This is a genomic window from Microbulbifer mixtoriginis (SeqCode) (genome assembly GCF_052466695.1).
In genome coordinates this window covers 1,574,627-1,601,561 of sequence record NZ_CP174285.1, presented here as the reverse complement: position 1 = coordinate 1,601,561, position 26,935 = coordinate 1,574,627, and the positions used below count along the sequence as shown (strand labels likewise).

General features: G+C 46.2%; 23 protein-coding genes. 15 read left to right on the top strand and 8 right to left on the bottom strand.

The window, feature by feature from the left end; translation table 11 throughout:
• Positions 1–13: 13 nt before the first annotated feature.
• From ACJJI0_RS06940 to ACJJI0_RS06915, 6 genes are read left to right on the top strand one after another with little or no spacing between them, the layout of a single operon-like run.
• Positions 14–748 carry a tetratricopeptide repeat protein gene (locus ACJJI0_RS06940; protein WP_444885276.1) on the top strand — a complete coding sequence of 245 codons (735 nt, stop codon included), beginning with the start codon at positions 14–16 and terminating at the stop codon, positions 746–748.
• Positions 748–1,482 carry an ABC transporter ATP-binding protein gene (locus ACJJI0_RS06935; protein ID WP_444885275.1) on the top strand — a complete coding sequence of 245 codons (735 nt, stop codon included), beginning with the start codon at positions 748–750 and terminating at the stop codon, positions 1,480–1,482. The genes ACJJI0_RS06940 and ACJJI0_RS06935 overlap by 1 nt, the downstream gene beginning before the upstream one ends.
• Positions 1,479–2,183 (top strand): hypothetical protein, encoded by a 705-nt coding sequence (locus ACJJI0_RS06930; protein WP_444885274.1) that lies wholly within the window; start codon positions 1,479–1,481, stop codon positions 2,181–2,183. Before ACJJI0_RS06935 ends, ACJJI0_RS06930 begins: the two co-directional genes overlap by 4 nt.
• A gap of 2 nt (positions 2,184–2,185) precedes the next feature.
• Complete coding sequence (locus tag ACJJI0_RS06925; protein ID WP_444885273.1) at positions 2,186–3,415, top strand: ABC transporter permease; 1,230 nt, start codon at positions 2,186–2,188, stop codon at positions 3,413–3,415.
• A gap of 37 nt (positions 3,416–3,452) precedes the next feature.
• Positions 3,453–4,196: an outer membrane lipoprotein-sorting protein gene (locus ACJJI0_RS06920; RefSeq protein WP_444885272.1), complete on the top strand. Its 744-nt coding sequence runs from the start codon at positions 3,453–3,455 to the stop codon at positions 4,194–4,196.
• Between the two features lie 18 nt (positions 4,197–4,214).
• Positions 4,215–5,564 (top strand): hypothetical protein, encoded by a 1,350-nt coding sequence (locus ACJJI0_RS06915; RefSeq protein WP_444885271.1) that lies wholly within the window; start codon positions 4,215–4,217, stop codon positions 5,562–5,564.
• A gap of 50 nt (positions 5,565–5,614) precedes the next feature.
• Here ACJJI0_RS06915 and ACJJI0_RS06910 read toward each other — a convergent pair whose 3' ends face one another.
• Positions 5,615–7,825 carry a tetratricopeptide repeat protein gene (locus tag ACJJI0_RS06910; RefSeq protein ID WP_444885270.1) on the bottom strand — a complete coding sequence of 737 codons (2,211 nt, stop codon included), beginning with the start codon at positions 7,823–7,825 and terminating at the stop codon, positions 5,615–5,617.
• Positions 7,826–8,032: 207 nt separating this feature from the next.
• On the opposite strand from ACJJI0_RS06910, the gene ACJJI0_RS06905 reads away from it, so the two are divergent.
• From ACJJI0_RS06905 to ACJJI0_RS06875, 7 genes are all read left to right on the top strand, one after another.
• The gene (locus ACJJI0_RS06905; RefSeq protein WP_444885269.1) at positions 8,033–9,082 is read left to right on the top strand and encodes an HAD family hydrolase; all 1,050 of its coding nucleotides are present in this window, start codon (positions 8,033–8,035) and stop codon (positions 9,080–9,082) included.
• Positions 9,083–9,298: 216 nt separating this feature from the next.
• The gene (locus ACJJI0_RS06900) at positions 9,299–10,969 is read left to right on the top strand and encodes an arylsulfatase (protein WP_444885268.1); all 1,671 of its coding nucleotides are present in this window, start codon (positions 9,299–9,301) and stop codon (positions 10,967–10,969) included.
• Positions 10,970–11,440: 471 nt separating this feature from the next.
• Positions 11,441–12,601, top strand: coding sequence for a serine hydrolase domain-containing protein (locus tag ACJJI0_RS06895; protein ID WP_444885267.1), 1,161 nt, complete (start codon positions 11,441–11,443; stop codon positions 12,599–12,601).
• Between the two features lie 329 nt (positions 12,602–12,930).
• Positions 12,931–13,176, top strand: a complete 246-nt coding sequence (locus ACJJI0_RS06890) for a tautomerase family protein (protein ID WP_444885266.1) — start codon at positions 12,931–12,933, stop codon at positions 13,174–13,176.
• Between the two features lie 123 nt (positions 13,177–13,299).
• On the top strand, positions 13,300–13,683 hold the full coding sequence (locus ACJJI0_RS06885) for a SpoIIAA family protein (RefSeq protein ID WP_444885265.1): 384 nt from the start codon (positions 13,300–13,302) through the stop codon (positions 13,681–13,683).
• 175 nt (positions 13,684–13,858) lie between these two features.
• Positions 13,859–14,308: a GyrI-like domain-containing protein gene (locus ACJJI0_RS06880; protein WP_444885264.1), complete on the top strand. Its 450-nt coding sequence runs from the start codon at positions 13,859–13,861 to the stop codon at positions 14,306–14,308.
• Positions 14,309–14,992: 684 nt separating this feature from the next.
• Complete coding sequence (locus tag ACJJI0_RS06875) at positions 14,993–16,672, top strand: NAD-dependent malic enzyme (RefSeq protein ID WP_252085557.1); 1,680 nt, start codon at positions 14,993–14,995, stop codon at positions 16,670–16,672.
• A gap of 50 nt (positions 16,673–16,722) precedes the next feature.
• Here ACJJI0_RS06875 and ACJJI0_RS06870 read toward each other — a convergent pair whose 3' ends face one another.
• The 3 genes from ACJJI0_RS06870 to ACJJI0_RS06860 all read right to left on the bottom strand — a co-directional run bounded on the left by ACJJI0_RS06870 (position 16,723) and on the right by ACJJI0_RS06860 (position 19,902).
• Positions 16,723–18,027 (bottom strand): patatin-like phospholipase family protein, encoded by a 1,305-nt coding sequence (locus tag ACJJI0_RS06870; RefSeq protein WP_444885263.1) that lies wholly within the window; start codon positions 18,025–18,027, stop codon positions 16,723–16,725.
• Positions 18,028–18,192: 165 nt separating this feature from the next.
• A complete protein-coding gene (locus ACJJI0_RS06865) occupies positions 18,193–18,408 on the bottom strand; it encodes a hypothetical protein (RefSeq protein WP_444885262.1) in 216 nt (71 codons plus the stop codon).
• 873 nt (positions 18,409–19,281) lie between these two features.
• Complete coding sequence (locus tag ACJJI0_RS06860) at positions 19,282–19,902, bottom strand: NHL repeat-containing protein (protein ID WP_444885261.1); 621 nt, start codon at positions 19,900–19,902, stop codon at positions 19,282–19,284.
• Positions 19,903–20,707: 805 nt separating this feature from the next.
• Between ACJJI0_RS06860 and ACJJI0_RS06855 the strand changes: the two genes are divergently transcribed.
• Positions 20,708–21,253, top strand: a complete 546-nt coding sequence (locus ACJJI0_RS06855) for a hypothetical protein (protein ID WP_444885260.1) — start codon at positions 20,708–20,710, stop codon at positions 21,251–21,253.
• Positions 21,254–21,453: 200 nt separating this feature from the next.
• Here the strand turns inward: ACJJI0_RS06855 and ACJJI0_RS06850 are convergent, their stop codons facing one another.
• From ACJJI0_RS06850 to ACJJI0_RS06840, 3 genes are all read right to left on the bottom strand, one after another.
• Complete coding sequence (locus tag ACJJI0_RS06850) at positions 21,454–22,188, bottom strand: siderophore-interacting protein (RefSeq protein ID WP_444885259.1); 735 nt, start codon at positions 22,186–22,188, stop codon at positions 21,454–21,456.
• 13 nt (positions 22,189–22,201) lie between these two features.
• The gene (locus ACJJI0_RS06845) at positions 22,202–22,639 is read right to left on the bottom strand and encodes a MarR family winged helix-turn-helix transcriptional regulator (RefSeq protein ID WP_444885258.1); all 438 of its coding nucleotides are present in this window, start codon (positions 22,637–22,639) and stop codon (positions 22,202–22,204) included.
• Between the two features lie 227 nt (positions 22,640–22,866).
• Positions 22,867–24,591, bottom strand: a complete 1,725-nt coding sequence (locus ACJJI0_RS06840; RefSeq protein WP_252085563.1) for a hypothetical protein — start codon at positions 24,589–24,591, stop codon at positions 22,867–22,869.
• 535 nt (positions 24,592–25,126) lie between these two features.
• On the opposite strand from ACJJI0_RS06840, the gene ACJJI0_RS06835 reads away from it, so the two are divergent.
• Positions 25,127–25,519: a hypothetical protein gene (locus ACJJI0_RS06835; RefSeq protein WP_444885257.1), complete on the top strand. Its 393-nt coding sequence runs from the start codon at positions 25,127–25,129 to the stop codon at positions 25,517–25,519.
• A gap of 27 nt (positions 25,520–25,546) precedes the next feature.
• Here ACJJI0_RS06835 and ACJJI0_RS06830 read toward each other — a convergent pair whose 3' ends face one another.
• Positions 25,547–26,935, bottom strand: a complete 1,389-nt coding sequence (locus ACJJI0_RS06830) for a hypothetical protein (RefSeq protein ID WP_444885256.1) — start codon at positions 26,933–26,935, stop codon at positions 25,547–25,549.

The window sequence follows — 26,935 nt, the reverse complement described above, 5'->3', positions numbered from 1 at the left end:
TAGGGGGTAGCCCATGTTTAAGAAAATGCTAACAATATTAATAAGTAGTCTTCTGATTGGTAACATTATTGCCTGGTTTTCAGGGGCTGCTCCCATTGACTTCAAAAAGATAGACTATAGCAAAACTGAATTTGAACAATTGGAGTTTCTGACAGCTGAGCTGGATCAGAATCAATCTGACCCTGAATTAATGTTGCAACTTGGGCAGCTGTACAGCTACCACAATGAAATAGATAGAGCGGATAATTTACTGGCTACCGCCTACCAACAAGATCCTGAAAATATGCTGATTAAAGCAGCCTATTTTTCCAATGAAGGTAAGTTGGCTGGTGCCATGTTCGATCCGGCCATGGGGTTGTATAAACTTTATCGTCTGCGTCAAGCGATGAATCAAGTGGATGAAGCGGCGCTACAAGCTAGCTCTGACTTTAATGTGCGACTGGTTCGGCTGCTCACTTTTTCTTTTGTTGGTGAAGTTAGCGGTCACTTTGACAGAGTGTTTGAAGATGAAGACTGGTTCATAGCTCTGATAGAAAAAGATAATGATGCTTTACCTGGGGAAGTCAAACAACTTGTGTATCTGGCTCTCGCTAATGCCTACAGGATTAAAGGGTTGGATAATAGTAATGAACTTAATATAGCTCTGGATTATTACCAGAAAGCAGAAAGTTTGGCTGAATGTCCTTCTACCATGCTGGATGCCTGTGAGCAGTTGAGTCAAATGGTTATTACTTTGGGCGAAGCCTAATGTTGGTTGAATTGCGCAATGTATCCAAACGCTATGCTATGGGTGATATCTGGGTAGACGCCCTAAAAGATATCACTCTTTCCTTGGGAAAAGGCGAATTTCTCGCTGTGAAGGGGCCTAGCGGTAGTGGTAAGAGTACTTTGCTTAATATTTTGTCGGCTCTTGATCAGTGCGATTCCGGCACTGTTCAGGTTGGCGGTGTCAATATCGGTAAATTGGGAGAGCACAAGCGTTCAAAATTCCGAAACCGGCACATTGGCATTGTATTTCAGTCCTTTAATTTGATACCAGTGCTTACTGCCCTGGAAAATGTGATGTATCCACTGACTCTCAGGGGAGTGAAGGATGCCAAAGCAAGGGCTCTGCAGGCACTGAAAGATGTAGGCCTTGAAAAACAGGTTGGGCAAAGACCAACCCAGTTATCGGGGGGGCAGATGCAGCGGGTAGCTATAGCCAGGGCGATTGTCACACGGCCTGATATTGTATTAGCAGATGAGCCTACGGCAAATCTGGACTCGAAAACCTCAGAAACGATCATGGCGCTGATACAGAAGTTGAATAGAGAGCAGGGCATAACCTTTGTTATTTCAACACATGACGATTATGTAACTAGCCTGGCATCCAGAGTGATTACTATTTTGGATGGAGAGTTAGTGAGTGATCGCCTTAGTGGTGACGTTCTGGCCAGTGGGTATGATAGATCCAGTATTACAAGTTCGGGGGTTGAGGTATGAAAATACTTAACACACAGGATTTTCTGAAGGTACTTACAGTTTTCTTTTTTCTGTTTGTCAGCCTTCCAAAGGTGATTGCCGAGGAGTACATACCCCCTTCAGAGATCCCCTCTTCTAACCTCGAGAGAGTTCGCCTGGTTGAAGATTTAAATGAAGAATCCACACCAGAACAAAAGAAAATTGCGTATTTGGCCGAATTGGCATTGCTGACTTCCTCAGGGGATACACGAGTTGAACAAGTGGAATCCCTGGAACAAAAAATGACCAAATTGAAGAGCACGCTGAACAATGATCCAGAGTTGAGTGCCGCTCTAGGATCGGCAATTTCCTTTCGATCTAGTTTCTATCTCGATCAATTGGCAAAGCTATCCTTATTTTCAAGGCGGGGAAATCGCATGATGGATAGGGCAGTAAAGCAGGCCCCTTTCAATCTTGGGGCAAGATTGCAGAGGGGCATCAGCTGCGCAAATATGCCGGCCTTCTTGAAACGGGCCCGCTATGCAGTAGAAGACCTGGAGTTAGTTCAACAAAAAATTGGTGGTAAGTACGGTGATGAGTTCCAGGCATTTGTCGACTACTACCTTGCACAGGCCTATGAACGTAATGATCAGGCAGATAAAGCCAGAGAACTCTGGACAAGGTTGACAGCTTCAGAAACCGAGTGGGCGAAAAAATCTCGCCTGGCCCTGGAGAAACTTTAGTTATGACTCTGGGTTGGAAGGTAGCGCTGTTAAATATTCTTAGAAACGGTCGACGCAGTATAATCACCCTTGCGGCGGTTATTTTTGGCTGTACCAGCTTGATTGTGTTCGGTGGTTTTGTTCAGTCCATGTACGATGGCATGCGTGAAAGCATGATTCGCTCGCAGCTAGGGCATATCCAGATTTATGCCGATGGCTACAACCAATATGGTAAAGCCGAGCCAGAAAAGTACCTGATTCCCTCTGCCAGCTTAGAGCAGATTACCCAGCTAATTGAAGAGAAGAGCCAGGCTTTGGTTGTTGCACCGCGACTGAATTTTAATGGTCTTCTGAGTGATGGGAAGCAGTCAATTGCAATATCGGGTATTGGTATCGATGCTGAAAAAGAGGTACTACTTTCCTCTGCAATCCATATTGTAGAAGGTGAAGATCTATTTCCTGAGGATGTTGCTGCTGCGCATTTGGGAGAGGGGTTGTTCAACTCCCTGGACGCTCAGGTAGGGGACTACCTAACATTGCTTGCAAGCACCCAGGATGGAGCAATAAATGCGGTAGACATTCAGATAGCCGGTGTGGTGACCACTGGCGTGAAGGAATTAGATGATCGCTTACTCAGAGTCAATTTGCCACTTGCGCAGGAATTACTTTATACCTCGGATCTAACCCGGCTGGTTGTATTGCTTGAAGAAACTGAACAAACCGATCTGGCTGTAGACGCCTTGCGTAAGGCATTTAAGCAACAGAATCTAGGGCTGGAATTAAGAAGCTGGTGGGACTTGGCGGCTTATTATCATCAGGTTGTTGGCCTATTTAATGGAGTGTTTGGTTTTATCACCGTAATTGTCCTGGTGATTGTAGCTCTAAGCATATCCAATACCATGTTGATGGCTGTGATGGAGCGCACCCGAGAGATCGGGACTATTCGAGCCATGGGCGGGACACCTACGCAGGTAGTTGGCTTAATTCTTTTAGAGTCTGTGTTTTTAGGTATTATCGGTAGCGTCTTAGGATTGCTTATCGGAATTCTTGCGGCAAAGGGCATTACTTATGCCGAATGGATGATGCCGCGGCCGCCGGGCAGTACTCAGGATTACCCGATAAGGGTATTTGTGGTTAATGAAATTCTTATCAAAACCTTTGCCTTGGGTTTTTTGGTCTCCTTAATTTCTAGTGTTTATCCAGCAGTAAAGGCTTCCAGAATACCGGTAGTGAATGCGTTGAGATTCACTTGATGGTAATGCAATAGGTTTATAGGTGTAGGGTAAAAAGATGAAAAGAAGCCGTTTTATTTTTTTTGTTGGGTTTTTATTCTCCCTAGTCGTGCCAGCAGTGGCTGAGGTAACGGCTGAATCCCTGGTGAATCGATTAGATGAAGTTAGGGGGTATAAGGATCAAGGATTTATTTTTAATATTACTAATATCAGCTATAAGAAAGATAAAGAACCTCGAACTAATACGCTCAGTGTTAAAGTGTTTAACGATAAATCTTTGATTCACTTTGAATCTCCCGCCCGTGAAAAGGGGAGGGCCATGTTAAAGGAAGGTAACAATATGTGGCTCTATATTCCCGGAACTCGCCGAGTTATTCGTATTGCACCGTCTCAGCGGCTGATCGGGGAAACCAGTAATGGAGATGTTGTTGGGACTAATTTCTCCAGAGACTATCGTGCAGAAATTATTGGAGAAGAAACCCTCGAAGGGCAGGATTACTGGTTGTTGGAGTTAACTTCAACGGCTTCCGGTGTGGCTTATGCAAAAGTGAAAGTGTGGATGGAAAAGACAGAAGGAAACCCACCCTTTAAGAGTGAATTCTATTCCCGGTCAGATCGCCTACTGAAAACAGCTTTTTACAAAGAATATAAAACCTTTGGCGATGAATTGAAATTACATAAGCTCCTTCTCGTGGATGCCTTGTTGCAGGAAAACTACACCTGGATGAAATTCGATGATTACCATCTCAAGGAATTGGATCAGGCTATTTTCCAGAAGGCTTCATTGGGTAAGCTGAATTAATATAGAAAGACCATGGCGATGCCAAATTTAACCCAGCATAAACTGGCCATAATCTTAAGTGTCTCTGCCTCAGCTGCTTTAGCTAGTGCACAAGAGTATAAAGACCCTTTCTCTAATGAGCTCTCTGAAAGTTCTAAATCACAAGATCTTTCATCCAGTAATAGGGAAAGTGGTTATTATTGGAATTATGATATTTCCGCTATTGCCTATCAGCAGCAGAATAGCGTGCGGGAAGACCAGTATTTTAACCCTGGAAATCTACAATTTGGTGAAAGAGAATCTTTGCTAGCACTGGATTTCAGTAGTCAGTTTTTATCGGGGCCACACTTTTCTACTTTTACTCGCCTAGCCTTTATTCAAGACTATAAGGTGGATGACGGTGGCGCCTCTTCAGAAGAGTTCAATGCCTACTTATTGGAGGGCTACTTATCTTCGTACACATCTAACCGGAGACTGGGTATTAATATTGGCAGGATCAAACCTCAGTGGAGTAATGGTTACAATTGGTCCCCTGCCAACTTACTCAAGCCTGTCTATGACCGACCAAATCTGGATACAGATGATCTGACTCAACAACAGGGTTGGGATATGGCGCATCTGGATCTTCGCTACGGTGACTGGAACGCGGGTATCTACATTGCTGAAGTGGAAGATAATCTGGATCGGAAGCTGGACCATCCGTTTGCTGACCACGAGTATCAATATGCATTGGTTCTGAATAGGGAGGGAGATCTGGATACCAGGTTAGTAGTACACCAGTTGGACGGTGGAGAACTGAATACGGCCCTGGGTTTGAGTGCATTGGCACGTGATAATATTACTCTACGATTTGAGGGGGCTTGGGAACATCAGCGCGAGCTGCCAGTGGCTAGTGATATCTCCTATGGAGGTCTACAGGATCACGGTTACCTAAAAGCAGTGCTAGGTGCTCAGATAAGCCTTAAAGGCGGCTGGGATATTACGGCAGAATATCTATACAACGAACATGGGTATGAGTCAGAAGAGTGGGACCAGGTTATCGAACAAGTGGATCTTGCCAAGCAAGGTTTACTGTCTGTTCAGGCGCCAGCTGCCTTTAATTTCCTGATTGATAGCTATGAGCTGTTATCGGTGGGGCAGTTGCGCCGGGAGTATTTGTTTTTTATGTGGGGTAACACCCGGATTGAACGCAAGTTTCAGTATCGTCAGAGTATTCAATATAACATTGATGATCAGAGCCAGTATCATAACTTGGAATTAATCCAAAATTGGACAGAGCATTTCAGCACTAGACTTCAGGCCCAAGTGTTTAGTGGCTGTGAGAGCTGTGAGTTTGGCCTAATTCCGAATGAGCACTTGCTCCGCTTAAGTTTATATTACGATTTTTAGTAATCTACTAATTGTTTAGCTTCAACTAAAACAATAGAAGGCTTTTGGGACTACTGATCGCTTCCAGCAAGGAAGTTTTCATATTTTTTTGCTCTCTCCAGGTTGCCGGATTCCCGATTAATGGAGATTAAAGCCCGAAGGATATCTATTGAGGAAGGGAATTGCTCAAGCCCCTTCTCAAGCGTTGCCAGGGCTTGTGTAGAGTTGCCGGCGGAGTGTAGTGCGATCGCATAAACATATATATAGCGGCTATCAGTCTGTTTAGCCTCAGAGGCTTGTTTGAGATAACCGATAGCCTCTGAGTGGCGTTTCTGTCGTATTAATGATAGCCCTAAGGAGTATTGTATTGCTGCCTTTCTCTCTGCTTTATCCAGAGCGTTTCGCAGCACTTCTTCTGCACTTTTCTCTTTTCCCTTTATTCGATAAAGGTCTGCCAGATTAATGTATGCAGCTGTGTAATAGGGCGCTTTACTTATAGCTCGATGATAGAATACTTCTGCTTGCTGAGAGTTATCACTCTGTTGATGTAGACCCGCCAAGTTGGATAAGGATTCTGGTCGATCACTGTTAAACAATTCTGAGGTTATATATTCCTGAAGTGCCAGAGAAAATTGCTGGCGAACCTGAGCAGGGTAATTTCCCAGGGGTAAGGTTGCTAGAGCATTGGCGGCCAAAGAGCGGGTGACGCGTTCTCGCTCGTAGAGTAGAGGTATTCCCAGGGCAGGTCGTAATTGCTCCGGTATTCTATCTAATGACTGTGCCAGTGCCAGACTGAGTAGTGGTTCATCGCTTTGTGCTATGGATTGCAATAATTGAACAGAATTGCGGGTGAGGTTTTCCGTCAGTAAGGTTATAGCGGTTGCTCTGGCGATTGCTGGCTGTTCTCGGTCATGGATCAATTTACTTAGTTTCTTCTCTGCATCCCATGCTCCTGTGAGGCCTGCGTATAAAGCCTCGCCAAAGTGTTTTGTCTCTGCTGGACCAAATCGCTTGCGCAGAACTTCAGCAGCCCACTGATTGCTTTGATTCTTATGGCAATTGATACAGGCATTTGGTGTTTTTAATTGATCTGAAAGGTCTGGACGGGGGATGCGAAAACTGTGATCGCGGCGGCTATCTACCTGCATAAAGTTCTTTGCTGGCATATGACAATTGATACATCGCGATCCGGGGCTGTTTATTGGGTGAAGATGATGATCGGTTTGAGCGAACTTCTCAGATAGATGGCACTGGGCACAAACCCCGTCGCCACTGCTACGTAACTGTAAACTATGGGGCTCATGACAATTGCTACAGGTGACGCCTGCGCTATACATTTTACTTTGTAAAAAAGAGCCATAGACATAGACCTCTTCGTTAATTTGACCATCCGCATGATAGAGAGGTGGTTGTAGCAGGGCGAGGTTATAGTGATCCAAAAATTTACTCCCAGCAGTTGCGCCAGGTGAGAATGTCGCGCGCCTGGAATGGCATTGTGCACAAGTTTGTACTTCTTTGGCGACCTTGGTTGATTTGCTTGAGGCTATTCCAGTTTCAAGGTTCATTTTCCACTGGTTTGTATTTATCCTCTGTAATTCATGAGTAAAGCCAAAATTTTGAAGGCTCTGTTGTTGATTCTGAGCCCATTCAAGATGCTTGGAGGCGGGCCCATGACAGGATTCACAAGCGATATTTATCTCAGACCAACTGGTTTGAAATGTATCAGTTTGAAGATCGTAATTTTTTTGTAGATTAGTAGAGTGGCAATCCGCACACATAAAGTTCCAGTTTTGATTAATACCACTCCAGTGTAGGTAGTCTGTATGTTCGATCTTTTCATTCGGGTATAAATGGAACCAGCGTTGACCACCATCTACTGCTGGGCGGTTATCCCAAGCGATACTGAGCGCCTGTAGCCTCCCGCCGGGAAATTGAATCAAGTATTGCTGGAGAGGAGTTACCCCAAAAGTGTATGAAATGGGGAATTTTTCTAGAACACCTTCAGTTCCTTCGGTCTCGACAAAAAAATTTCCTTTGCGCTTGTAAAAGGTTGTAGTTACTCCGCCGTGGTCAAAGGTGGTTCCATCGAAGTTGCCGAGGACAGTGTCTTCACTGGCTGGCATCATGGCTTGCGCGTGATGGGAGTCTTTCCAGGCAGTGCTTTCTTTTTGGTGGCAGTTTTGGCAGGATGCTGAACCGGTATATGTTACGTGCTCTTTCTTCGAATGATTTATCTGATGGGTAGTGGTTAAGATAGATTCGTTTTCATCAGTTTTACCCATTTCGGATTTTTCATTCTTATGCCCGCCACATCCAGCTAGTGGTAATAGAACGAGAACAATGAAAATTATGTAAATTTTTCCAGCTATATTTATCATATATTTAGTTTTATTGACTTTTCTGTTGGATTGATCTGGCTTTGACAAGCCAAGATTAGTTCATTGTGTGCCACTTCAAGCAATCCATGTTTACTTGAGTCTCTTAACCTAATGGCTTTCTCTCAAAGAAAATTGACAGTTTTTTGCTTGCTGCTTCTGATAAATATTTTTTTTTCCAGCACGGGTGTGAGTGCAGATCTTCCATCATGGAATAATACGTCAACAAAATCTGACATCATAAGTTTTGTAAAAAAAGTGACGCAAGAAGGCAGTTCCGACTTTGTTCCTCCAGAGCTACGTATCGCTGTATTCGATAACGATGGCACTTTGTGGGCGGAAAAGCCTGCTTACGTTCAGTTACTTTTTGCGATAGACGAGATTATGCGATTGGCACCTGAGCACCCGAAGTGGCAGAAGGAGCAACCTTTTGCCTCCATTCTAAAAGAAGATTTTCACAGCTTATTGACCCTCAGCAAAGCGGATAGGTTAAAAATAATCAGTGCGACTCAAACAGGTATGACAGATACGGAATTTAATAAGGTTGTAAATTCCTGGCTTACTGCCGCCAAAAACCCCCTTACGGGAAAGCCTTATCGAAATATGGTTTATCAGCCGATGCATGAATTGCTGGAGTACCTGCGTGCAAATGGCTTTAAAACCTATATATCTTCAGGTGGTGGAGTTGATTTCATTAGGGCACTCTCAGTGAGCTTCTACGGTATCCCGCCGGAACAGGTTATTGGTAGCCGTTTTAAATTACGGTATGAAGATAATAATGGTCATCCTCAAATCATTACAATGGATAAACTTGACTTCGTGAATGATGGTGTAGGTAAGCCTATTGGCATAAGCCAGGTTATAGGGTTCCGCCCAATTTTTGTTGCTGGAAATTCAGACGGTGATTTGCAGATGTTGGAGTGGTCTACTTCCGGTAAAGGGCCTCGTTTTGGCATGTTAGTTCACCATACCGACAGTAAGAGGGAGTGGTCTTATGATAGTGGCTCTAAGGTAGGGCACCTGGATAAGGCTTTAAAAGCTGCCAAACTCTATGGGTGGACGGTTGTAGATATGGCAAAAGATTGGGCAGTGGTTTTTCCTCAGTCTAAAGTCACCACACCTGAAAAGGAAATATCTGAAACACCGGTTGAAGATGGTGGTTAACATCCATCTTTCATGCCTTTAAATTCATTGCCGCAAAACCTTCTCTAATGAACGCTTTAAACAAGTTTGTCTAATCTTGTTGTATTGCCCTTCCTAAAAAGCGTGAATTTACACCTATTGGCACCAGTAATTATTAAAAGGTTTTTGTTGTCAATAGAGGTTTATTTGTCGCTATATGCACTCTCTATAGATGTTAAATGATTTATGAGATCCAATATGTTTTCATCCACTCTGGTATTCCGTCGATTGTTCATGGGTGCAATTGTATTGTGTTTTTTGCAATGGCACGTTATTGCTCAGCCTCAGCCTCAGCCTCAGCCTCAGCCTCAGCCTCAGCCTCAGCCTCATCCTCAGTTGGAGGAGCAGGGGCAAACTCAAGCCCCACCGGAGCTTCAAGTTCAAGACACCCCGCTTACAAAGCCCAATATCCTGGTGATTTGGGGGGATGATATCGGTATTTGGAATATCAGTTTTAATAGCCGAGGCATGATGGGTTATGCAACGCCCAACATTGATCGATTGGCTGTTGAGGGGCTGTCATTTACCGATTACTACGGCCAGCAATCTTGTACGGCCGGAAGGGCCGCTTTCCTGGCAGGTAATGTGCCAGTGCGTACTGGAATGACCAAAGTAGGGCTCCCAGGAGCCAAGGAAGGCTGGCAAAAGAGTGATGCGACAATTGCCACAGTTATGAAAAGCCTCGGTTATGTTACTGGTCAGTTTGGTAAGAATCACCAGGGTGACCGGAATGAACATCTGCCCACTAACCATGGGTTTGATGAGTTTTTCGGAAATCTCTACCATCTCAATGCTGAAGAAGAGCCAGAGAATCGCGATTACCCCAAAAATCCTGAATTCCGCAAAAAATTTGGCCCACGCGGAGTGATCAAGTCTTATGCGGGTGGCTCCATTGAGGACACAGGCCCGCTCACTAAAAAACGCATGGAGACAATTGATGATGAAACTCTAGCTGCAGCTATTGACTTTATAGAGCGTGCTCATCAGGCCGGAAAGCCTTTCTTTGTCTGGTGGAATGCTACTCGGATGCATTTTCGTACTCATGTGCGAGAGGAGCATAAAAATCTGGCTGGACCGAACAGCAACGAGTATATGGATGGCATGGTAGAGCATGACATCCTGGTGGGAAAATTACTGAGTTTACTCGATCGTCTAAAAATTGCTGACAATACGATTGTATTTTATTCCACCGATAATGGACCACACTTCAATACCTGGCCTGACGCGGCCACAACTCCCTTTCGCAGTGAAAAGAACTCCAACTGGGAGGGGGCTTATCGGGTACCAGCTTTTGTTCGCTGGCCTGGAAAATTCCCAGCTGGCACTACCCTGACGGGCATCGTTTCCCATGAAGACTGGCTGCCAACACTGGCTGCCGCCGGCGGAAACCCTAATATCAAAGAGCAACTAAAGCAGGGGGTAGAATTGAACGGTCGCCGCTACCGCAACTATGTCGACGGTTATAACATGTTGGATTACTTTTCTGGTAAGGCCAAGTTGTCACCACGAAAGGAATTTATATATGTTAATGATGATGGTCAAATAGTCGCTATGCGTTACGAGCCATGGAAAGCCATTTTCTTGGAGAATCGTGGTAAAGGTTTTGAAGTCTGGCGCGAACCTTTTACTGAACTACGTATTCCTTTACTGTTTAATTTACGTCAGGATCCTTTCGAAAAAGCACAACATAGCTCCAATACCTATAATGATTGGTTTATTGATCGTGCATTTGTATTGGTTCCTATGCAGCAGCTCGCTGCCAAGTTCCTGAGCACCATGAAGGAATACCCCCCCAGTCAAGTTCCCGGCTCTTTCAATTTGGAAAAAGTACAAAAACAGCTAGAGGCTGGAGCTTCGGGTAGTAACTGAATTTTCATAGGGCGCTAAATTAGGTCACAGGGCATGAAAAGGTGATGAATTACTCTCTTAATAGAGAAGGAGGGTCGGAAGCTCAGGTCTATAGTAATCGCTTTAAGTCAAGTAAAGCACATAGATGATTTTTCCTGGATGCACTTTGATGCGTAGCAACAAGCTGTTGTAATTAACAACGCTCTGGTTTGATACAAATTGTCATTCAGGTTTAGGGGGGGCAAGTATAGTTGCTGTGGTTTTAAAGGTAACCTAATGATTTTGCCCTTAATCTAAAACAAGGCGTTTCCCCAAAGTTTGAATAGTGTTCAATTCTTAAAGTTAAAAAGTTATTTTAAGTTATCTTTCCCCTTGTTTTCGGTTCTATCGTACCTTATCTGCCTGATCAAAAGTTAAATTAGCTTACTTCCTTTATATGCCTGTATAGTGTCTCAGGTGCCTTATGGGCGTCTCTGTATATGAAATTTACAAATGGAATTTGGTGATATGTATAAATTTATAATATTGATCGCTTCAGCGGCTCTATGGTTGCCCCTACAATCAAAGGGTGCTGATAGTGCTCCACAGCAAGCAAAACTTTTGTTTGAACAGGCCGTTTCCTCAGATACTGTTCCTGGTATTAGCGTGGCCGTTGGCGATACTAACGGCATTCAGTGGGCTAAAGGGTTTGGGTATTCAGATCTTGAGTCTAAAGTTCCTATGACCAAAAAAACAAAACTCCGTATTGGAAGCGTTTCTAAGGTGATTACTGCGGCTGCTTTGATGCGTCTGGTAGAGCAGGGAGTTTTAAATTTGGATTCAGAGGTAAGACTTTTGGTGCCAGACTGGCCTGAAACCCACCCAGCGATAAGCTTGCGCCAGTTAACCAATCACACCTCTGGAATTCGTGACTACATTATTCCGCATGAATTTCTCTCGAATGTACAATACAACAACACTTTAGAAGCTTTGAATATTTTTAAAAATGACCCTTTGCTTTTTGTTCCCGGTTCGGATCAGAGTTATTCTACTTATAATTGGACTCTTCTGAGTGCGGCAATGGAGTCAGCAAAAGGGGAAACCTTTAAGGAGATAGTTAGCACTGAAGTTTTTGAACCTCTAGGATTGAAGAGAACTACCTTTGATGATGCGGCACCAATTATTCCAAGTAGACAGGGCGCTTATTCTTTTTTTACAGGTGTGCTTATAAATTCTCCAGAGGTGAATAGTAGCTATAAGTATGCTGGCGGTGGAATATTATCTACGCCAAAAGATGTGGTTAAATTTGCGCTTTCTCATCTGAAGCCTGGTTTTCTGCAGGAGGAATCCATTTCTGAGCTATTTACTAACTCTAAACTTTCAGATGGAACAGAAACCAATATTGGTATTGGTTGGTTTCTTGGGGGGCAAGATTTCTTAGCTGGATATAACTCGGAAGAGTATGCGGATATAAGGCGTATTCTCCAAGTACACCCTAATTTGCTATACCACACGGGGCTAAGTATAGGAAGTACAAGTGTGCTTATACTTTGTCCTGAACACCAGCGGGCAGTGACTGTTATAAAGAATGTGGACTTAGAATCCAGTGCGGATCTGGTTGCTCTTGCTCTAAAGACCTTAGATCTCTTTCATAGTAATGAGCAAGTAAAATAGAAGACTCAACTCTCTGCGTGTACCTTAAGCCGGCCTCGTAGTCTCTGGATTGCGAGGTATCCCCGATCCTGAGTTGAAATTAATTGCTGTTTACCCAGTGTTGTATTTATATACAGTATTTGATGGGTTTGTAGTAGATGGAGTGCTGACCTGTGGAGAGTTTGAGTTTAAGAATGAATTTTTAGTCATTGCTACCATGCATCTTTTAGCTCTGCAGTTATTGCATTCCATTGAGAGATGGTTCTATCTAATGCCTTTTTGTCTTCTGAAGAGTTGTTTTAAGTTTGATTGATTTTCTAAATTTCACTTAGTACCAATTGGAGGGTTTTATGCCACATGTAACAATTACAACAGTTAAAGAGCTAGTTGATGAGCGTGTGAAGAGGGAGTTGCTGCAAAAAATCAGTGATATTATGGTGGAGGTCGAAGGCGGCGGAGATGAGAGTTTTAGGCAGCATGTGTGGGTTTCTTTAGACTTGGTTGAGGCAGAAAACTGGTCGTTAGGTGGGCAAATCTTAACGAAAGAGATTGCCTTGCAAATCAAAAAGAAAGCAGATTCCTGTAGAGCGTTGTAGAGTATTTCCTCCTGATACTTTTATCCTGCGCTTAAAATAAGCTTAATGTGATAAATAGGATGGTGCTGTCCACAGCATATTATTAATTCCTGACTGTAGATTATTGGAAATGGGATTAACGAGATGATCAAAGCGATAGATATCGGTATTCCTAATGCCCTCGCTTTCAGGGTATCTGATTCAATTACAGAAAGTGATGTTTCTGAGACTTTGGCTCAAGCAAAGTTGCTTGGTGAGAAGTATAAGAGGATCACTATCTATGAGGAAATTGAGTCATTTAAGGGGCTTGAGTTCTCGGCAGTGCTAGAAAAATTGAAATACATGGTTAATGTTGGTATTTCTAATATCTCTGCGGCAGTCATTCTGACGGATAAGCAATGGCTACAAAAGATTGTGAAGGCTGAAGATAAGATATTTTGGAATATAGATATCCAGTGCTTCTCTTTGGAACAGCGTGACGAGGCGGTTCAATTTCTCAACCGTTACAGGCCAGAAAAACTCGATTAACTCAGCAAGAGGTAGTTGTGGAATTTTTCTTCGGTTTGGGGCTCAAAGCAAGGAAATTACTACAGGGAAGGAGCTACCCTTAGCTTTAAGGTGAACCCCTTTAGTTGTTCATCCATGCACTTAGCTGTGTATTGGAATACAAGTAACATCAATAATTGATAAAAATGAGGTAGTTATGGTCGTTGAACAAATTCCCGGCTTTGATCTGGTGGGGCTCTGCGCAAGAACAAAGAATGAGAATGAGGCGGATGCCTCTACTGCGCAAATAGCTCCCCTGTGGGAGAAGTTTAGTACCGAGGCAGCTCCCAAGTTTACGGGGGCTCCCCAGATTTATGGGGTTTATACCAACTATGAGTCAGACCATAGCGGGTTGTTTGATATCTATGCTTGCTCAGATCTGCTTTCAACAGATATGTCCGAAGATTTCAAGCCGATACATGTGCAATCGGGTAAGTATCTAGTGTTTTCCGCCCAGGGGGAAATGCCGCAGACGGTTATCGACATATGGGGTGAGATATGGAATTACTTTTCTTCACCGGATTGTCCTCACCAAAGAGCCTACACCACAGACTTTGAACATTACCTGAGCCCAAATGAGATAAGAGTTGCCATTTCAATCAAATAGTGGCCTTGGGGGTTCCTAAGAAGACTGTGCCTACAGGTTTAGGGCCCCTCTATCTTGCTTCGCTTCTACAAAGAGCTTTTGCCGAAAGGCTTTCTGATGGTTGAAAAATGATCGCCTGCTTTACCAAAACTTCATGACGCCCAGATAGACAGCATGGTCACTATGGACATGTCCCAGCGCCAAAATAGACAGTACTACTATTGCTGTTTCTGTTTGCTTGTGAGCTAGGTGCTGGTTGGTGACATCCTATTTCCCACCTCTTCGATACTTTGTCTTTGTAGGTACCGATTCTTCCTCCCTCAAGCTTTCTAACCACATTTTCCTAACTTCCCCCTGAGAATTCCCATGAAACTATGGGGCTTGGAGGGAAATACAGATGGGTAGCACACTTCTCCTCACAGGCTTTGCAGTTGTTTATTTCTTACTCTCTTTGCCCCTGGAGTCGTTTAGTCTCTCCCCTGAGAGCATCGGTAAAAAGCAAGCTAGCATGATTAAAAGGCACTTATCTTGATCCCAAGGTACAGAGGGTAGGCCTTGTTAAAGTCCATAACACTAGATAGTCTTTAAGCCCCCTTGGACTGGCGGGTCTGTGCAAATTAGTGGCTCCCTTTGCATTATTCAGTAAGGTTGGAAGCTTTTTTGCGCAATATGTCTCGTCTATCACCGCATTGAAAAAGCAGGTTTATGAGCAACAACGAAAAGCGTCCCTTATATATCCCGCATGCTGGCCCCTCTCTACTGGAAATGCCACTGCTAAACAAAGGCAGTGCATTTACCCTAGAGGAGAGGCTCGAGTTTAATCTGGCGGGTCTCTTGCCGACCAATGTAGAGACTATTGAGGAACAGGCTCGACGGGCCTATTACCAGTACCAACAGTGTAAGACTGGCCTGGATAAGCATATCTTTTTGCGTGGTATACAGGACGATAATGAAACGTTGTTCTTTTACCTGATTGAGCATCATATTGATGAAATGCTGCCGATCATCTATACGCCTACCGTTGGGGCGGCCTGTGAGGAATTCTCTAATATTTATCGCAACCATCGAGGTCTGTTTGTTTCCTACCCAGACCGAGAATACATAGATGATATCTTGCGCAGTGCCACTAAGGAAAACGTCAAGGTTATCGTCGTTACCGATGGTGAGCGTATCCTCGGTCTTGGCGACCAGGGTATTGGCGGCATGGGGATTCCCATTGGTAAATTATCTCTATACACCGCCTGTGGTGGTATCAGCCCAGCTTACACACTTCCGGTCACTTTGGATGTTGGCACCAATAACCGCACTCTGCTCAGCGATCCTATGTATATGGGTTGGCGCCATGAGCGTATCTCTCAGAAGGAGTACGATGAGTTTTTAGAGCAGTTTATCGAGGCGGTGAAGCGTCGCTGGCCCAAGGTTTTGGTGCAGTTTGAAGATTTTGCTCAAACAAATGCCATGCCGTTACTGCAGCGCTATAGGGATCAAATCTGCTGTTTCAATGACGATATCCAGGGTACCGCCGCTGTTACCCTGGGCACTATTTTGGCTGCTTGTAAAACCTGGCAGGAGCCCTTAACAGCCCAGCGGGTTTTGATTGTGGGTGCTGGTTCTGCCGGTTGCGGAATTGCTGAACAGGTGGTGTCCGCCATGGTACAGGCGGGGCTCAGTGATACGGATGCGCGCTCGCGTATTTTTATGTTTGATCGCTATGGATTGGTCACCTCGGATATGAAGGGGCTGCACGACTTCCAGGCTGCACTGGCTCAGTCACCGGATATCTTCGATGGGGCGCCAGAGTCAGACCTGCAAAGTCTGATCAGTAAGGTGAAACCAAGTATTCTTATTGGCGTATCCGGGCAAGGTGGGTTGTTTAACCAACAAGTAATTGAGGCGTTACAAGCTGGTCATGAGCGCCCACTGGTGATGCCGCTTTCAAACCCCACCTCCCGCGCGGAGGCGACTCCTACGGAAATATATACCTGGACTAAGGGAGAGGCGCTGGTGGCTACCGGTAGTCCTTTTGCTGCCGTGGAAATTGATGGGCGCCACCACCCGGTTGCTCAGTGCAACAATGTGTATATCTTTCCTGGTATCGGTCTTGGGGTGATCGCAGCCAACGCCACACGGGTTACCGATGGCATGTTGATGGCAGCTTCCAACGCCCTGGCGGAGCAGGCACCAGTGGTGAAGCAGGGGGAGGGCGCGCTGCTGCCGCACTTGGATGATATTCGTGAGGTGAGCATTGATATCGCCAGAGCTGTAGCTGCTCAGGCACAGCTCGATGGAGTTGCCCCCAAAGTGAGCCACGAGCAGTTAGAGAGGTCTCTCAAGCGCAACTTCTGGCACGCAAACTATCGCAGTTATCGACGCCGTTCCTTCTAATCACCCTTAAAAAAATTTAAGCCGGGTACTTTTTACCCGGCTTTCTTTCCTTAAGCCAACTGCTCCCCAGAGTAGAAAACTTCCGGCCGGCGCAGCACAAGATAATCCTCCCATTGAAATCCGTTGCTTAGGAACTCGATCGCCGCTCTTACGCCGGACAGGAACAGGTGTTCGCAGTGTTCTCCTGGCATGGCGAAATCCAACCAGTGGGGATGCTCACCGTTGGTCATAGGTTCTATAGCGATCTCTTTCACCAGCGTGTGGTATTCCGCATTTAGGCTGGCCCGCACATGGTTGTCGAGCATGTTACGGCAGGTATTGATTAGCCCCATGGCAAAGCGCCCCACCTTGTCAGACTTGGGTTGATAGTGGTCCACTTCCAACTTAATACCAAAAGTGGGTAGTTTGGGGGTACCGACTGGCTTGTGGAAGATATCAAAGGGGAAGTTGGATACCAGGCCACCATCCACAAACTGAATTTCTTTAGGAAAACCATTTTTAAAGAACAGCCTGGGATCACCAATTCCCTTGATACTGCGCCAGTTCTCGGCCACTGAACTGCATTCATCCAGCTGGGGAATATTCTTCACTGTATAGGGTTTGAAAAAACCCGGCACAGACATAGAAGCCCGTACGAATTCGGCGGGATTTATCGCATCCGGGTTGCTAAAGTAGAGAGGGGCTTTTGCCGGAAAAACAGCTCGTGTCTCAGTGGTAATATCTGCTGCTACCAGCGCCACTTCTGCAGCGCCCACCTGATGATCGGGTACTCCCCGATAATGGAGAGTGGGAAACTGGTTGATACGCTGCTTAAGTTGTGCGGTATTGGTAATGCCCAGCTGGCGTAACTCTTCTTGTAACCATTGGCTAAAAGTGTCGCCAGGATTGAGACCCTTATCTCGCAATAGCTGTTTGCAGGTACGCAGGGAGTCGAATGGGTGTAGGGCCAGGCTACTAAAAAGCCCTTTGCCTTTGAGCAAGCGCTGCACCGTTTTACGCGCAAAGCGCTCACCATCTTCAAAGCTGGCAAAGTCCGCCTTAGCCATAATATCCAGTAACTTTGCACTCTTAAGTGAGCTCGGCGTACCGGCAGCGGCTAAAAATAGTGCATTGATGGCACCTGCAGAAGTACCTGCAACCTTGCGAAAGCGAATACCGGCCTTCTCAAGGATGTAGGTGTAGCCCACCAGGGCAATCCCTAGCATGCCACCGCCTTCCATCACCAGGTCGACATACTGGAGGCCGTTAGAGTCCTGCACATCACTAAATGACTTGCCTTCGATCGATGTACGCGAATTTTGCCAAAGGGTATCGGCTTCGGAGATGGCGCTGGTCACCCACGCTGTGTTACTCATATGATTTTTCCCTGAGGTGGCAGTAGGTTCCATACGAAAGTTGAAATTAGTATCGGCTAAAAGAATGGGGCAGGGTATCATCCAGAATCAAATTCGCCATAGCATCCAGTTTGATTTCGTGTCTTCCCACTTGGGCATCACTAGATCCAGTAAGCGGTAAAATCTCTAAGGTAGTGCTTTTACTAAATGAGGATACAAAGGTGGGCGTGCACGGATACGGTTTTCGTTGCTACGGTGGCCTTCATCGATAGGCGCAATCAGGTCTGCACTGAAGGTGAAGTAATCCGGTGATTCGATTTGAGATCCGGCTGGAAGCTCAGCGCCTTGTCCCTTGCCTGTAGTACCATAGTCAAGGGCTTGCCAAAATCTGCGGTATGCCAATGTATGCCACCCACCTTCGCTGCCAAGCTGCGCAATAAGCTCTATTAGCCGTACAGTGCCAAATACCTGCCAGTAACGTACAGCGATCCTACTGTTTTTATTGTTGAGTCGAGTACGGTAGCGGGATCACCTTCAGCAGCTGTTGGAGCGACGGTTAGCTGATCAACAGTAGATCATTGGATCATTGTCACCCAGGACCAGCTCTCTGCAGGCAGTGCTTTGTTCCGTGCTGGGCTGCACACTATGTCAGTTAAGTGGTCTATAGATTTTTGTGAAAGCGGCCAATTTTCACCAGCAAAATGAAAGGTCCACTGGCGCGAGCTCTTGGTGCAGTATTTACGAGAGCACACCCGGCTCAGATTTCTATTGCGGGCTTCGTGGCTTGGGAGTGAGACAGAAACTTAATCCTGATTGCATAGTATGGCCAGCGCGGGGATCTTCACTGCGTATTCTTTTCGTAGTTTCGGTACGGCTATGTAATCAATTCCACGATAATAGATATCTCCAAAGGGAAATCTGTTTCTTATTGAGATAAAATTTTTTCCGGGCTGTTGAGAAGCTGAGAAAGCGCTATTGCCAGTCCGCTACTAACGAGCTTGTGTTACAGGTGATATAGGTTAGAGGCCTGTGAGGTTGCAGGCTTGTTTAAAGTAGTGGGCAAGTTGTTGTTTCTACTATCCGGTGGTTTTGGGGCTGGGTAGACTTTGGTGTGAGTGACTGTGCGTAGTTTCCGAGTACTAATGTCACGGCTAGAGCGTTAAACATGTTATTAATGCGCCACACCTTAAAAACGCGAGAGGTTCACTTTTTGAGTTGGGCTGCCAAATAGCTAGTGAATAATTAATATTATCCACTAGCTGAAATTACTGACTACTAAATTGATACACCCATATTGTCTTTAGTGCCGACACAATATCCAAATATTTCGTGGAAATAGAGGCTTTTACATTCAAAGTTGGATGCGATATGGAAAGTGTCATTTGGGAATTTAGGATCGTAGAGTCCCAGGTTGCTTTCGGTTCCCACGCAGTAGATATCACCTCTTGGGTCACCGGGCCTAAAGGCAATCCAGTCCAGTTTCCAGCCGCCCAGATCACCCTGATCATCCCACTTGTTGTCAATGGGGTTCCATTTGCCTACGTTACCTTTTTCACCAACACACCACATTTCTCCGGAGTTATCGAAGGCAATCATTTTTAGGTCCCAGGGCTTTTCAATGTCCGGTTCCTCCCATGCTCCAGTGGTGGTATTCCACTTGGCAAGATTACCTTTAGTTCCAACGCTCCACATTGCATTTGACTTGTCAAATGCAATCATTTTGGAATCCCAGGATTGGTTGTACTCTTTTTTGTCAACGAGGCCAAAAGTTCTTGAATTCCACTTTCCGATGTTATTCGAAGTTCCCACACACCACAGGTTATCTTCTCTATCAAAAGTGACCATATTTAAGTGCCACGTTGAGAGGAATCCTCTGTCTTTAAAGTTCATTTCCATGATTAATCTCCTTTGGGTTTTTGGATCGGGGCTTTCTAGTGCTTCGGGGTACCAAAATCTGAAGACTTAAAGTGAATTCATTGAATAATTAATAAACCAGCTGGAGCCTTGGTAACATTTTTGTTGGCAGTTTTCAGGAAAAAGTATGCGTAGCCTTTTGAAAGGATAAGTTTTTTATTTACGCTTAGTACTTTCCAGTAAAGACTTACCATGTGCCGGCTTATTTATTTTCTATTCGCCGGGTACGGTCTATTCAATGGCGGCTATTGCTGCAAAAAGTGAGATTGAGGCCTTGTGGCTGGTTATATTTCTGTCCACTAAAGGGCAGAACTGAAGGGTAGAACTGGCCACTCGGCTTGATAAAAACCTCCTAATCAGTTGTTTCAAGCGATCTTAAAGCAAAGGTCTGAAATTTAATATCCTCCCCCGCTAAAAGGGCGGGGATTCCTACAGGTGGTTGGTGTCATCTTGGAAATGGTCTTCCAATAGAAGAAAAGTTAGAAAAATAAAATAATTTCGGGATCCCTAGATGTCGGGGATGGTGATTCAGCTGCCGGATGGCGTCAAGGGCATTTATACCCTTCTATCCTGAGCGTGATGCAGCGGCTTAGGTAGTGGAAGTCACTGCCGGATAATTCGTGTTGGCGACAGTCTCTCATTGATTGTTTTTTGCGCTGCTGTGGTGGGCCTTCGGTATGCCTGGGCTGGCTAATCTATAGAGAGCCCTGTTCGCGGAAGGACTGTTGAGGCGCTAATGGCGCCAGAGCAGTGGCTGGGGCTTGTTAGCAGCGAGAAGAGGCCAAATATGATTCGGCATATTTCATGTATCTTGGCATGCCTGATTCTGGGGCTTTGTGGGAGTTTGGGCCTGGCAGAGACGGAGCAAAATAAAGGAAGGTATCTTGGGGCCTTTAATGACCCCGTGGCTTATTGCCGAGTTGTGGTCAATGCCGATAGCCCGCAAGAACCCTATATCGGCCCGGCAAAACCGCAGGTAGTGTTATCGGGTATTTACCAGGCGGCTGGTATTTCTGCCGGTGCTCCGAGGGATTGGGTTGCGGGGGGTACTTTTTGGCGTTGTATGCATGGCGGAGTCTATGCGTGTTTTGTCGGCGCCAATCTTCCCTGTGAAGAAAAGGCGGACACTTCGAAGGAGCCCAGTGAGGCAATTGCCGCTTACTGTAAGAGCAACCCTGCGTCGGAATCTATACCAGCCGTTGTGACTGGACGGGTGACTATCTATGCATGGCACTGTGAGAATGGCGTTCCAGAAATTACCCGCCAGGCGCTACAGGTAGATGAACGGGGTTATATTGCTAATTATTGGTATCGGATGGATCGATCAGGATAAAGAGTAATTTTCGCGAAAGTGGTTTGCCTTATAGTAATGGAGGGCTTCTGCTACTGAGGTGTGGAAACATAACGCCGCTGTGAAATGCGGGCAAACTATTATGGGTTTAGCGTACTTAGTGTTAGTGCCTGAAAGGCCCTAGGGGAGGGGGTTACTCCCCCGCTGCTTTTGTGGCCTCTAAAATCTGCAAATTTTCCCCTTTAGGCCTGCTCGTTATCCAGTTTTTTCGCGAGCTTGTGCCCTTCATCAGAGTCCCCAAGTTTCCAGTAGCTGGAAATGTAAATATGGGTTTTGGGGATTTCTTTATCCTGTTTAAAAAATTTCCGTAACTGCCGCATGCTACTAAATTCGCAGGCGGCCCAAATGGCGGCTTGGCCTGGAAGCCAGGGCAGTGCCTGAATCTTAGGAAGCAGTAGTTCGCCGGTGGGGAAGGAATTTACCACCCAGTACAGTTGCAGGTTTTTTGGGTGTTTCAGTGGCTGAATATCCGATTCGCTTGAAACTTCTATCACAGCATATCCGCTGGCCTCCTCGGGTAGTTGGGCCAGGTTAACGCTGATGGCGGGTAGGGCGGTCATATCGCCAGCGAGTAAAAACCAGTCGGCCTCGGGGTTAACCAGCTTCTTGGGGCCAGGCCCTCCTATCAGAATAGAGTCTCCGGGTTGTGCATTGGCCGCCCAATTTGAGGCAGGCCCTTCATGTTCATGCAAAGCGAAGTCGATATCGATTTCTGTCTGCCGTTGGTGCCTGATGGTATAGCTTCTCATCAGTGGGCGTTCACCTTCATCCTGAGGGAAAACCAGTTTTATATAGGCGCTTTCCTGGTCGCAGGGAAAGGATTCCAACCCTTCGCCACCCAGAGTGATACGTAACATGTGCTCTGAGACTTTGGTGGAGCGCAAAACGACCAGCTCTCGTGTGCGTTTTTCAGCCATGTATTGAGGCTCCTTAATCTGAAGTAGGATGTTCGGTCAGGCTCTCGATCATAACGCTAGCGATATGGGCAAACGCCTTGAGTTCTTTTTCGCTCAGGTTGTGAGTCATTACAGCGATAACCTTTGTTTCCAGGTTTTGCACTTTTTCAAGAATCTTTTTTCCTGATGCTGTGGGAGCAAGGAACTGACTGCGGCGGTCATTAGGGTTGTCTGTTTTTTTGATAAGTTTGGATTGAACCAACTCATTAAGTACCCGTGTAATCTGGGCCTTATCTTGATTCATTCGCAGTGCAATTGACCGTGCGGTGCTCTGCGGATACTTGCAAATTCCCTTGAGCACGCGAATATGATTTACCGGAAGGTCTATTCTTTGCTCCTGAATGCTGATCCGCAGCTGCTTTTTGTAAGCGTGGATCAGCTGGTGCAGGGTTTCGTTGACTGAGTAGCTCACAGGGTTGCCGCGTTAACTTGATTGATATTATCAACTTTATTTTAGGTGGTTGATTGTGTCAACTAAATCGAAGGGTATTGTTTTGGGGCGAAAGAAGCTTTTCGGCGGGGGAGAAATTAGGGTGTGAGCTTTGCAAAAACTTTCGCCTTTGGGCGCAGAGTATTGAAAGCTAAAAAGCCGATTAAAGGGGAGGGGGAGCCCCTCCCCAAGAGCGAAAGGAGTCGCGCTTACCAGGTTAAGCTGATATCGGTTCCATCAAACTTTACGTCTGAGTCATACACATATTTCAATGTGCCCTTCCAGAAGGAGCCATGCCACTCCCAGTCGGCATCGTAGCTGACCTCATTGAGCACCTTTTGACTAAAGGCTTCAAAGCTGCCATAGCGCTCCTCGCTACCCATAATCACTACCCAGGTTTGTTCGTTCCAGTCGCAGCTAACGGTATTGGAATCGCCGTTACCGCAGGGATAGCGCACGGCGATATAGCCGTCGTCTTCCTTGCCGAATTTCCAGTTACCGCTGCGCTTCTCCTCCTCAAAGCCTTCTGGCCATTGCAATGCCACGTTGGAGCCGCCGGAATGGAACAGTTCAATTGCCGGATAGGGGTTGTATTGGATTACGGCAACATTATTCACCTGCTTAATCTTGGGATGGTGATCGTTTTGCATGGTGCTGTTGCCATCGCCAACCTTCGCCCAGACCGATTGGGTGCCGGTAGTGGCGATCCAGGGAGTTTGCTGATAGCCCTGGCGACCACCCCAGTAATTCTGAATGGAGTGCATCATCACACCGCCATCCTTATACATGGAAAAGTTAGCGCCAGAAAGCACGGAGCTGCGGCTGAATACCGCTCCGGCCTTGGCGGCAGCAGGGGCGGCAGCTTCTGAAAGCCCCAGGAACTGGTCGAAGGCTTTCAGTCCTTCATAGCCTTCAAGCTGATATTTACTGACGAACCAAGCGGTATCGGCAGCTACATCCGGGTGGAAATAAGCCCCTTGACTCCAATAGAAGGGCACACGCTCTTCGCGGGGGAAGTCAGCATAAATATCGTTTTTGGCATCGCCGAGAGAGTGGCCTACCGAGTAATTCATATTCAGGTCTTTACCGAAATACTTGAAGATCTCATCGGTAATTTCCAAGCCTGAGGTGGCCAGCATTACACCTGCGGGGCTCGGTGTTCTCACTGATTCCTTACCGAGACCCGTTAGCAGGTAGATGATGCGGTTGATGTTGCCGCCGGAACCGTTCCTGCGGTAGCCATCATTACTGCGGCCTGCGGCTGAGAAAAGGATGCCCTGGTCGTTGGTGACCAGCAATATGTCCTGCAGCAAGCGTTGCGCAGCGCCCGTAGCCAGCTCGCGAATTTCTGCATCTTCAGAAAAATCGACGAGGTTAAGTAGCGCAGATAGGGTGTAGGGGTAATAGACCGGGGAGTAAAACTCATAGAAACCATACTGGTTTTTTACTTCCAGGTATCGCTTTAAGCGCTTGTAAGTTCTGTCGTCCTCAAATGCACCGTACTTTTCCTGTAGAAGATACTGGGCAGAAGTGTACATGATCATATGGTTTTCAGAGGCGAAGACGTGATCCCCAGTGCCGCCTTCCTTAAACCAGAATTGATACCCGTCCAAAGCAGCAAAGAGTTCATCTTTGATTTCTGGGCGGAAAAACAGGATACGGATGAGTCTGGTAAGGGTGAAGTCTGAATTCTTCTTGCCGCCATTACGCAGGACATCCAAATTCTTATTCAGCGCCTCCCAATTGAGCTCATCGCCGGTGTATGCCTGTAAGACGACAGCGGTATCATTAGTGGAAGAAACGCCCTCTTCAATATATTGCAGCTGCCTATCTTGATAGGCGCTCTCATCAAAAGATTGCGCATTGACACTGGCTGAATGTATCGCCAATCCTAAAAAAATCGGGTACAGCATTCCTACTACTGGTACTTTCATCAGTACTTGTTCCTATATTGATTTTGATTTCTGGTGTTAAACACCATAAATGTACCACTTATGTATTACAGGAATTTATTGGATTAAACGATAGGTATTTTCTCTCGCTGAAGGTTGCCGATTCGATCAGTTGGGTCCCTTGGTTCTCACTTTTAAAATATATTTTTGTTCAGGTTTCTTTTGGGTCTGATTGTTTATTTTTTATGTCTTAAAAGTGAATTTTAGTGTTTGTTAATTGGTACGGTATGGTATTAAAAATAAGTTTGCTATTTGCTTAGGGAGTAGATGGTCTATTACAGATTGGTGGGTTTTGTAGTCTTTTGAGGGCTGTGCAGAAGGGCTCGAATAAAAGGCGTTGAACGGTTGCTGCTTTTTGCTGCCGTAAAAATTTGTAGTGGTGGTGTTGGTCTGTTGATAAGGAGATTGGCTTGGAGGTCTCTAATTTATTCAGGCGTGAAATCTTGGCGCGGATTTAAGTTTGCTACTTTAAAGTCAGCGTTTAAGGTTTAGGCTTCTACAGGTTCTGGGGCAAAAAATGAAAAAACTACTAATTTTCTTTGCGGCCGGCTGTTTGGGTGCTGTGGCAAATAGCGTTGTGGTCTGGTTGTTTGGGGATTTTGGAATAACCCCATCTCTCGGTGTATCTATCACCCCTACATTATCTGTTGAATGGCTATATCCCAGAGTGGTATGGGGTGGCATTTGGGGTCTGTTTTTTATTCTTCCTTTCCTACCATCAAAGCTGTTGTTGAAAGGAAGCATCTTGAGCCTACTCCCCACGGCGTTCCAGCTTTTTGTTGTTTTTCCTGTGATGGCCGGTAAAGGTATGGCAGGGTTTGAGCTGGGGGCGCTTACCCCAATTTTTGTAGTATTTTTTAATTGGATCTGGGGGATTGTTACCGCGCTCACCATAAAGTGGGCTGAGTAATTCCGCTTGGTTCCTTTTTTGATCGGTTTACATTAACAGGATTCTTTTGGCGGCTTTCAAGCCCCGGCTGGTCGTTGTTGAAGGCCCCTCAAGCCAGTGATCAATAATACGGTAAGCAAGTTCGTGTCTTTGCGGGCCGCTTCTACTCTCAGTTAATTCCCCCAGAACCCAGTGATTGTGTGCTATCCAGGTATCCCGAGCGATAGACCGAATTTGTGGGTCTGCCTCGCAGAATAGGGGCAGTGCCGTGCTGAGATTGCTGGGTTGTTGTAAGGCCTCCCTGCTAATAGGTGGTTGCCCTTGGGCTTTCCACCAGTCTCGGGCGGCTTCGGGGTCGTGTCCAAAACGTTGTTTGAAAGTTTGGGTGAATGGGCTCAGGAAGGGCCAGTTGCCCCCTTTTACTATTCGCTCAACGATTTCTCTGGTGGTTGCCCGGTCGCCAAAATTCTCCGGATCGTAGAGCACACGGTCTTTAGCTGCGGCATGTATTGGGCTGGTGGCATCGGCAGTAATCTGGGTATTTGCCGGCAGGGCAGCTGCGGCAATCGGCAGTAGCGATGGAGCACCGAGTCCTAGGCAGTGGAATCTTTGCAAGGGTATGTTGTGATCCTTGTAGCCATCTGTGATGCCTTTAAGAACCTGTGCCAGGCGCACATAACGGCGGGGTACAGGTCTATCCAGTTTGAAAGAGGCTCGGTTGAGCACAAAGAAGTCTGTCGCATTTAAATCCCCGCAAATACTGGCCAGTCCTAGGGCGGCTGAATGCACCCCGCTTTGTGCGGCCAGCCGACCGGCGTCCCGGCCGGTGTTGTAATCCATTGCGCTCAGTACTGCATAAACAGTCAAGCCTTGGCTTAGTGGGTGTTCAGCGATTTTTTCCCATAGTCTCAGGCTCTGACGATTGCGCGCGGCGATACGCTCTGGTCGCCAGCCGGTAATTTCCCGCTCCAGGTCCAAAGCCACCAGGCAGGTAGTGGCAAAGTCCTCCTGAGCGATCAGGTGGGTGGGGTGCATTAATAGCTGGCGTTGCAGCAGGAGATTGGTATCAATGCTATTTGAACGCTCATTACAGTTGGCCAGCACTCTTTCCGCCAGTGTATCTGCCAATATGCGCAAATCTTTTGGGACTTCATTGCCGCGGGGCAGTTGACCCAGTTGACGGCGCAGAGCTTTTACCCGCAGGGTTACTTGTCGAGCTTCTTCAGAGAACTGCGAGATGACCGCATCAATCAGTTGTTTGGTGCCGTTATCGGCAAACAGGGGCAACCCTCTGCGGCGCACTTCTGCCGCCATTTGCAGATTGGGATTGGTAATCCGGTGGGCAGATAGCAGGTAGCCTTCGGCGGTAATCATATGGTTGGCAAAGGCATCCAGTGTCTGCCGGCGTAAATTGGCGATAAATCGCATGCTGGTCAT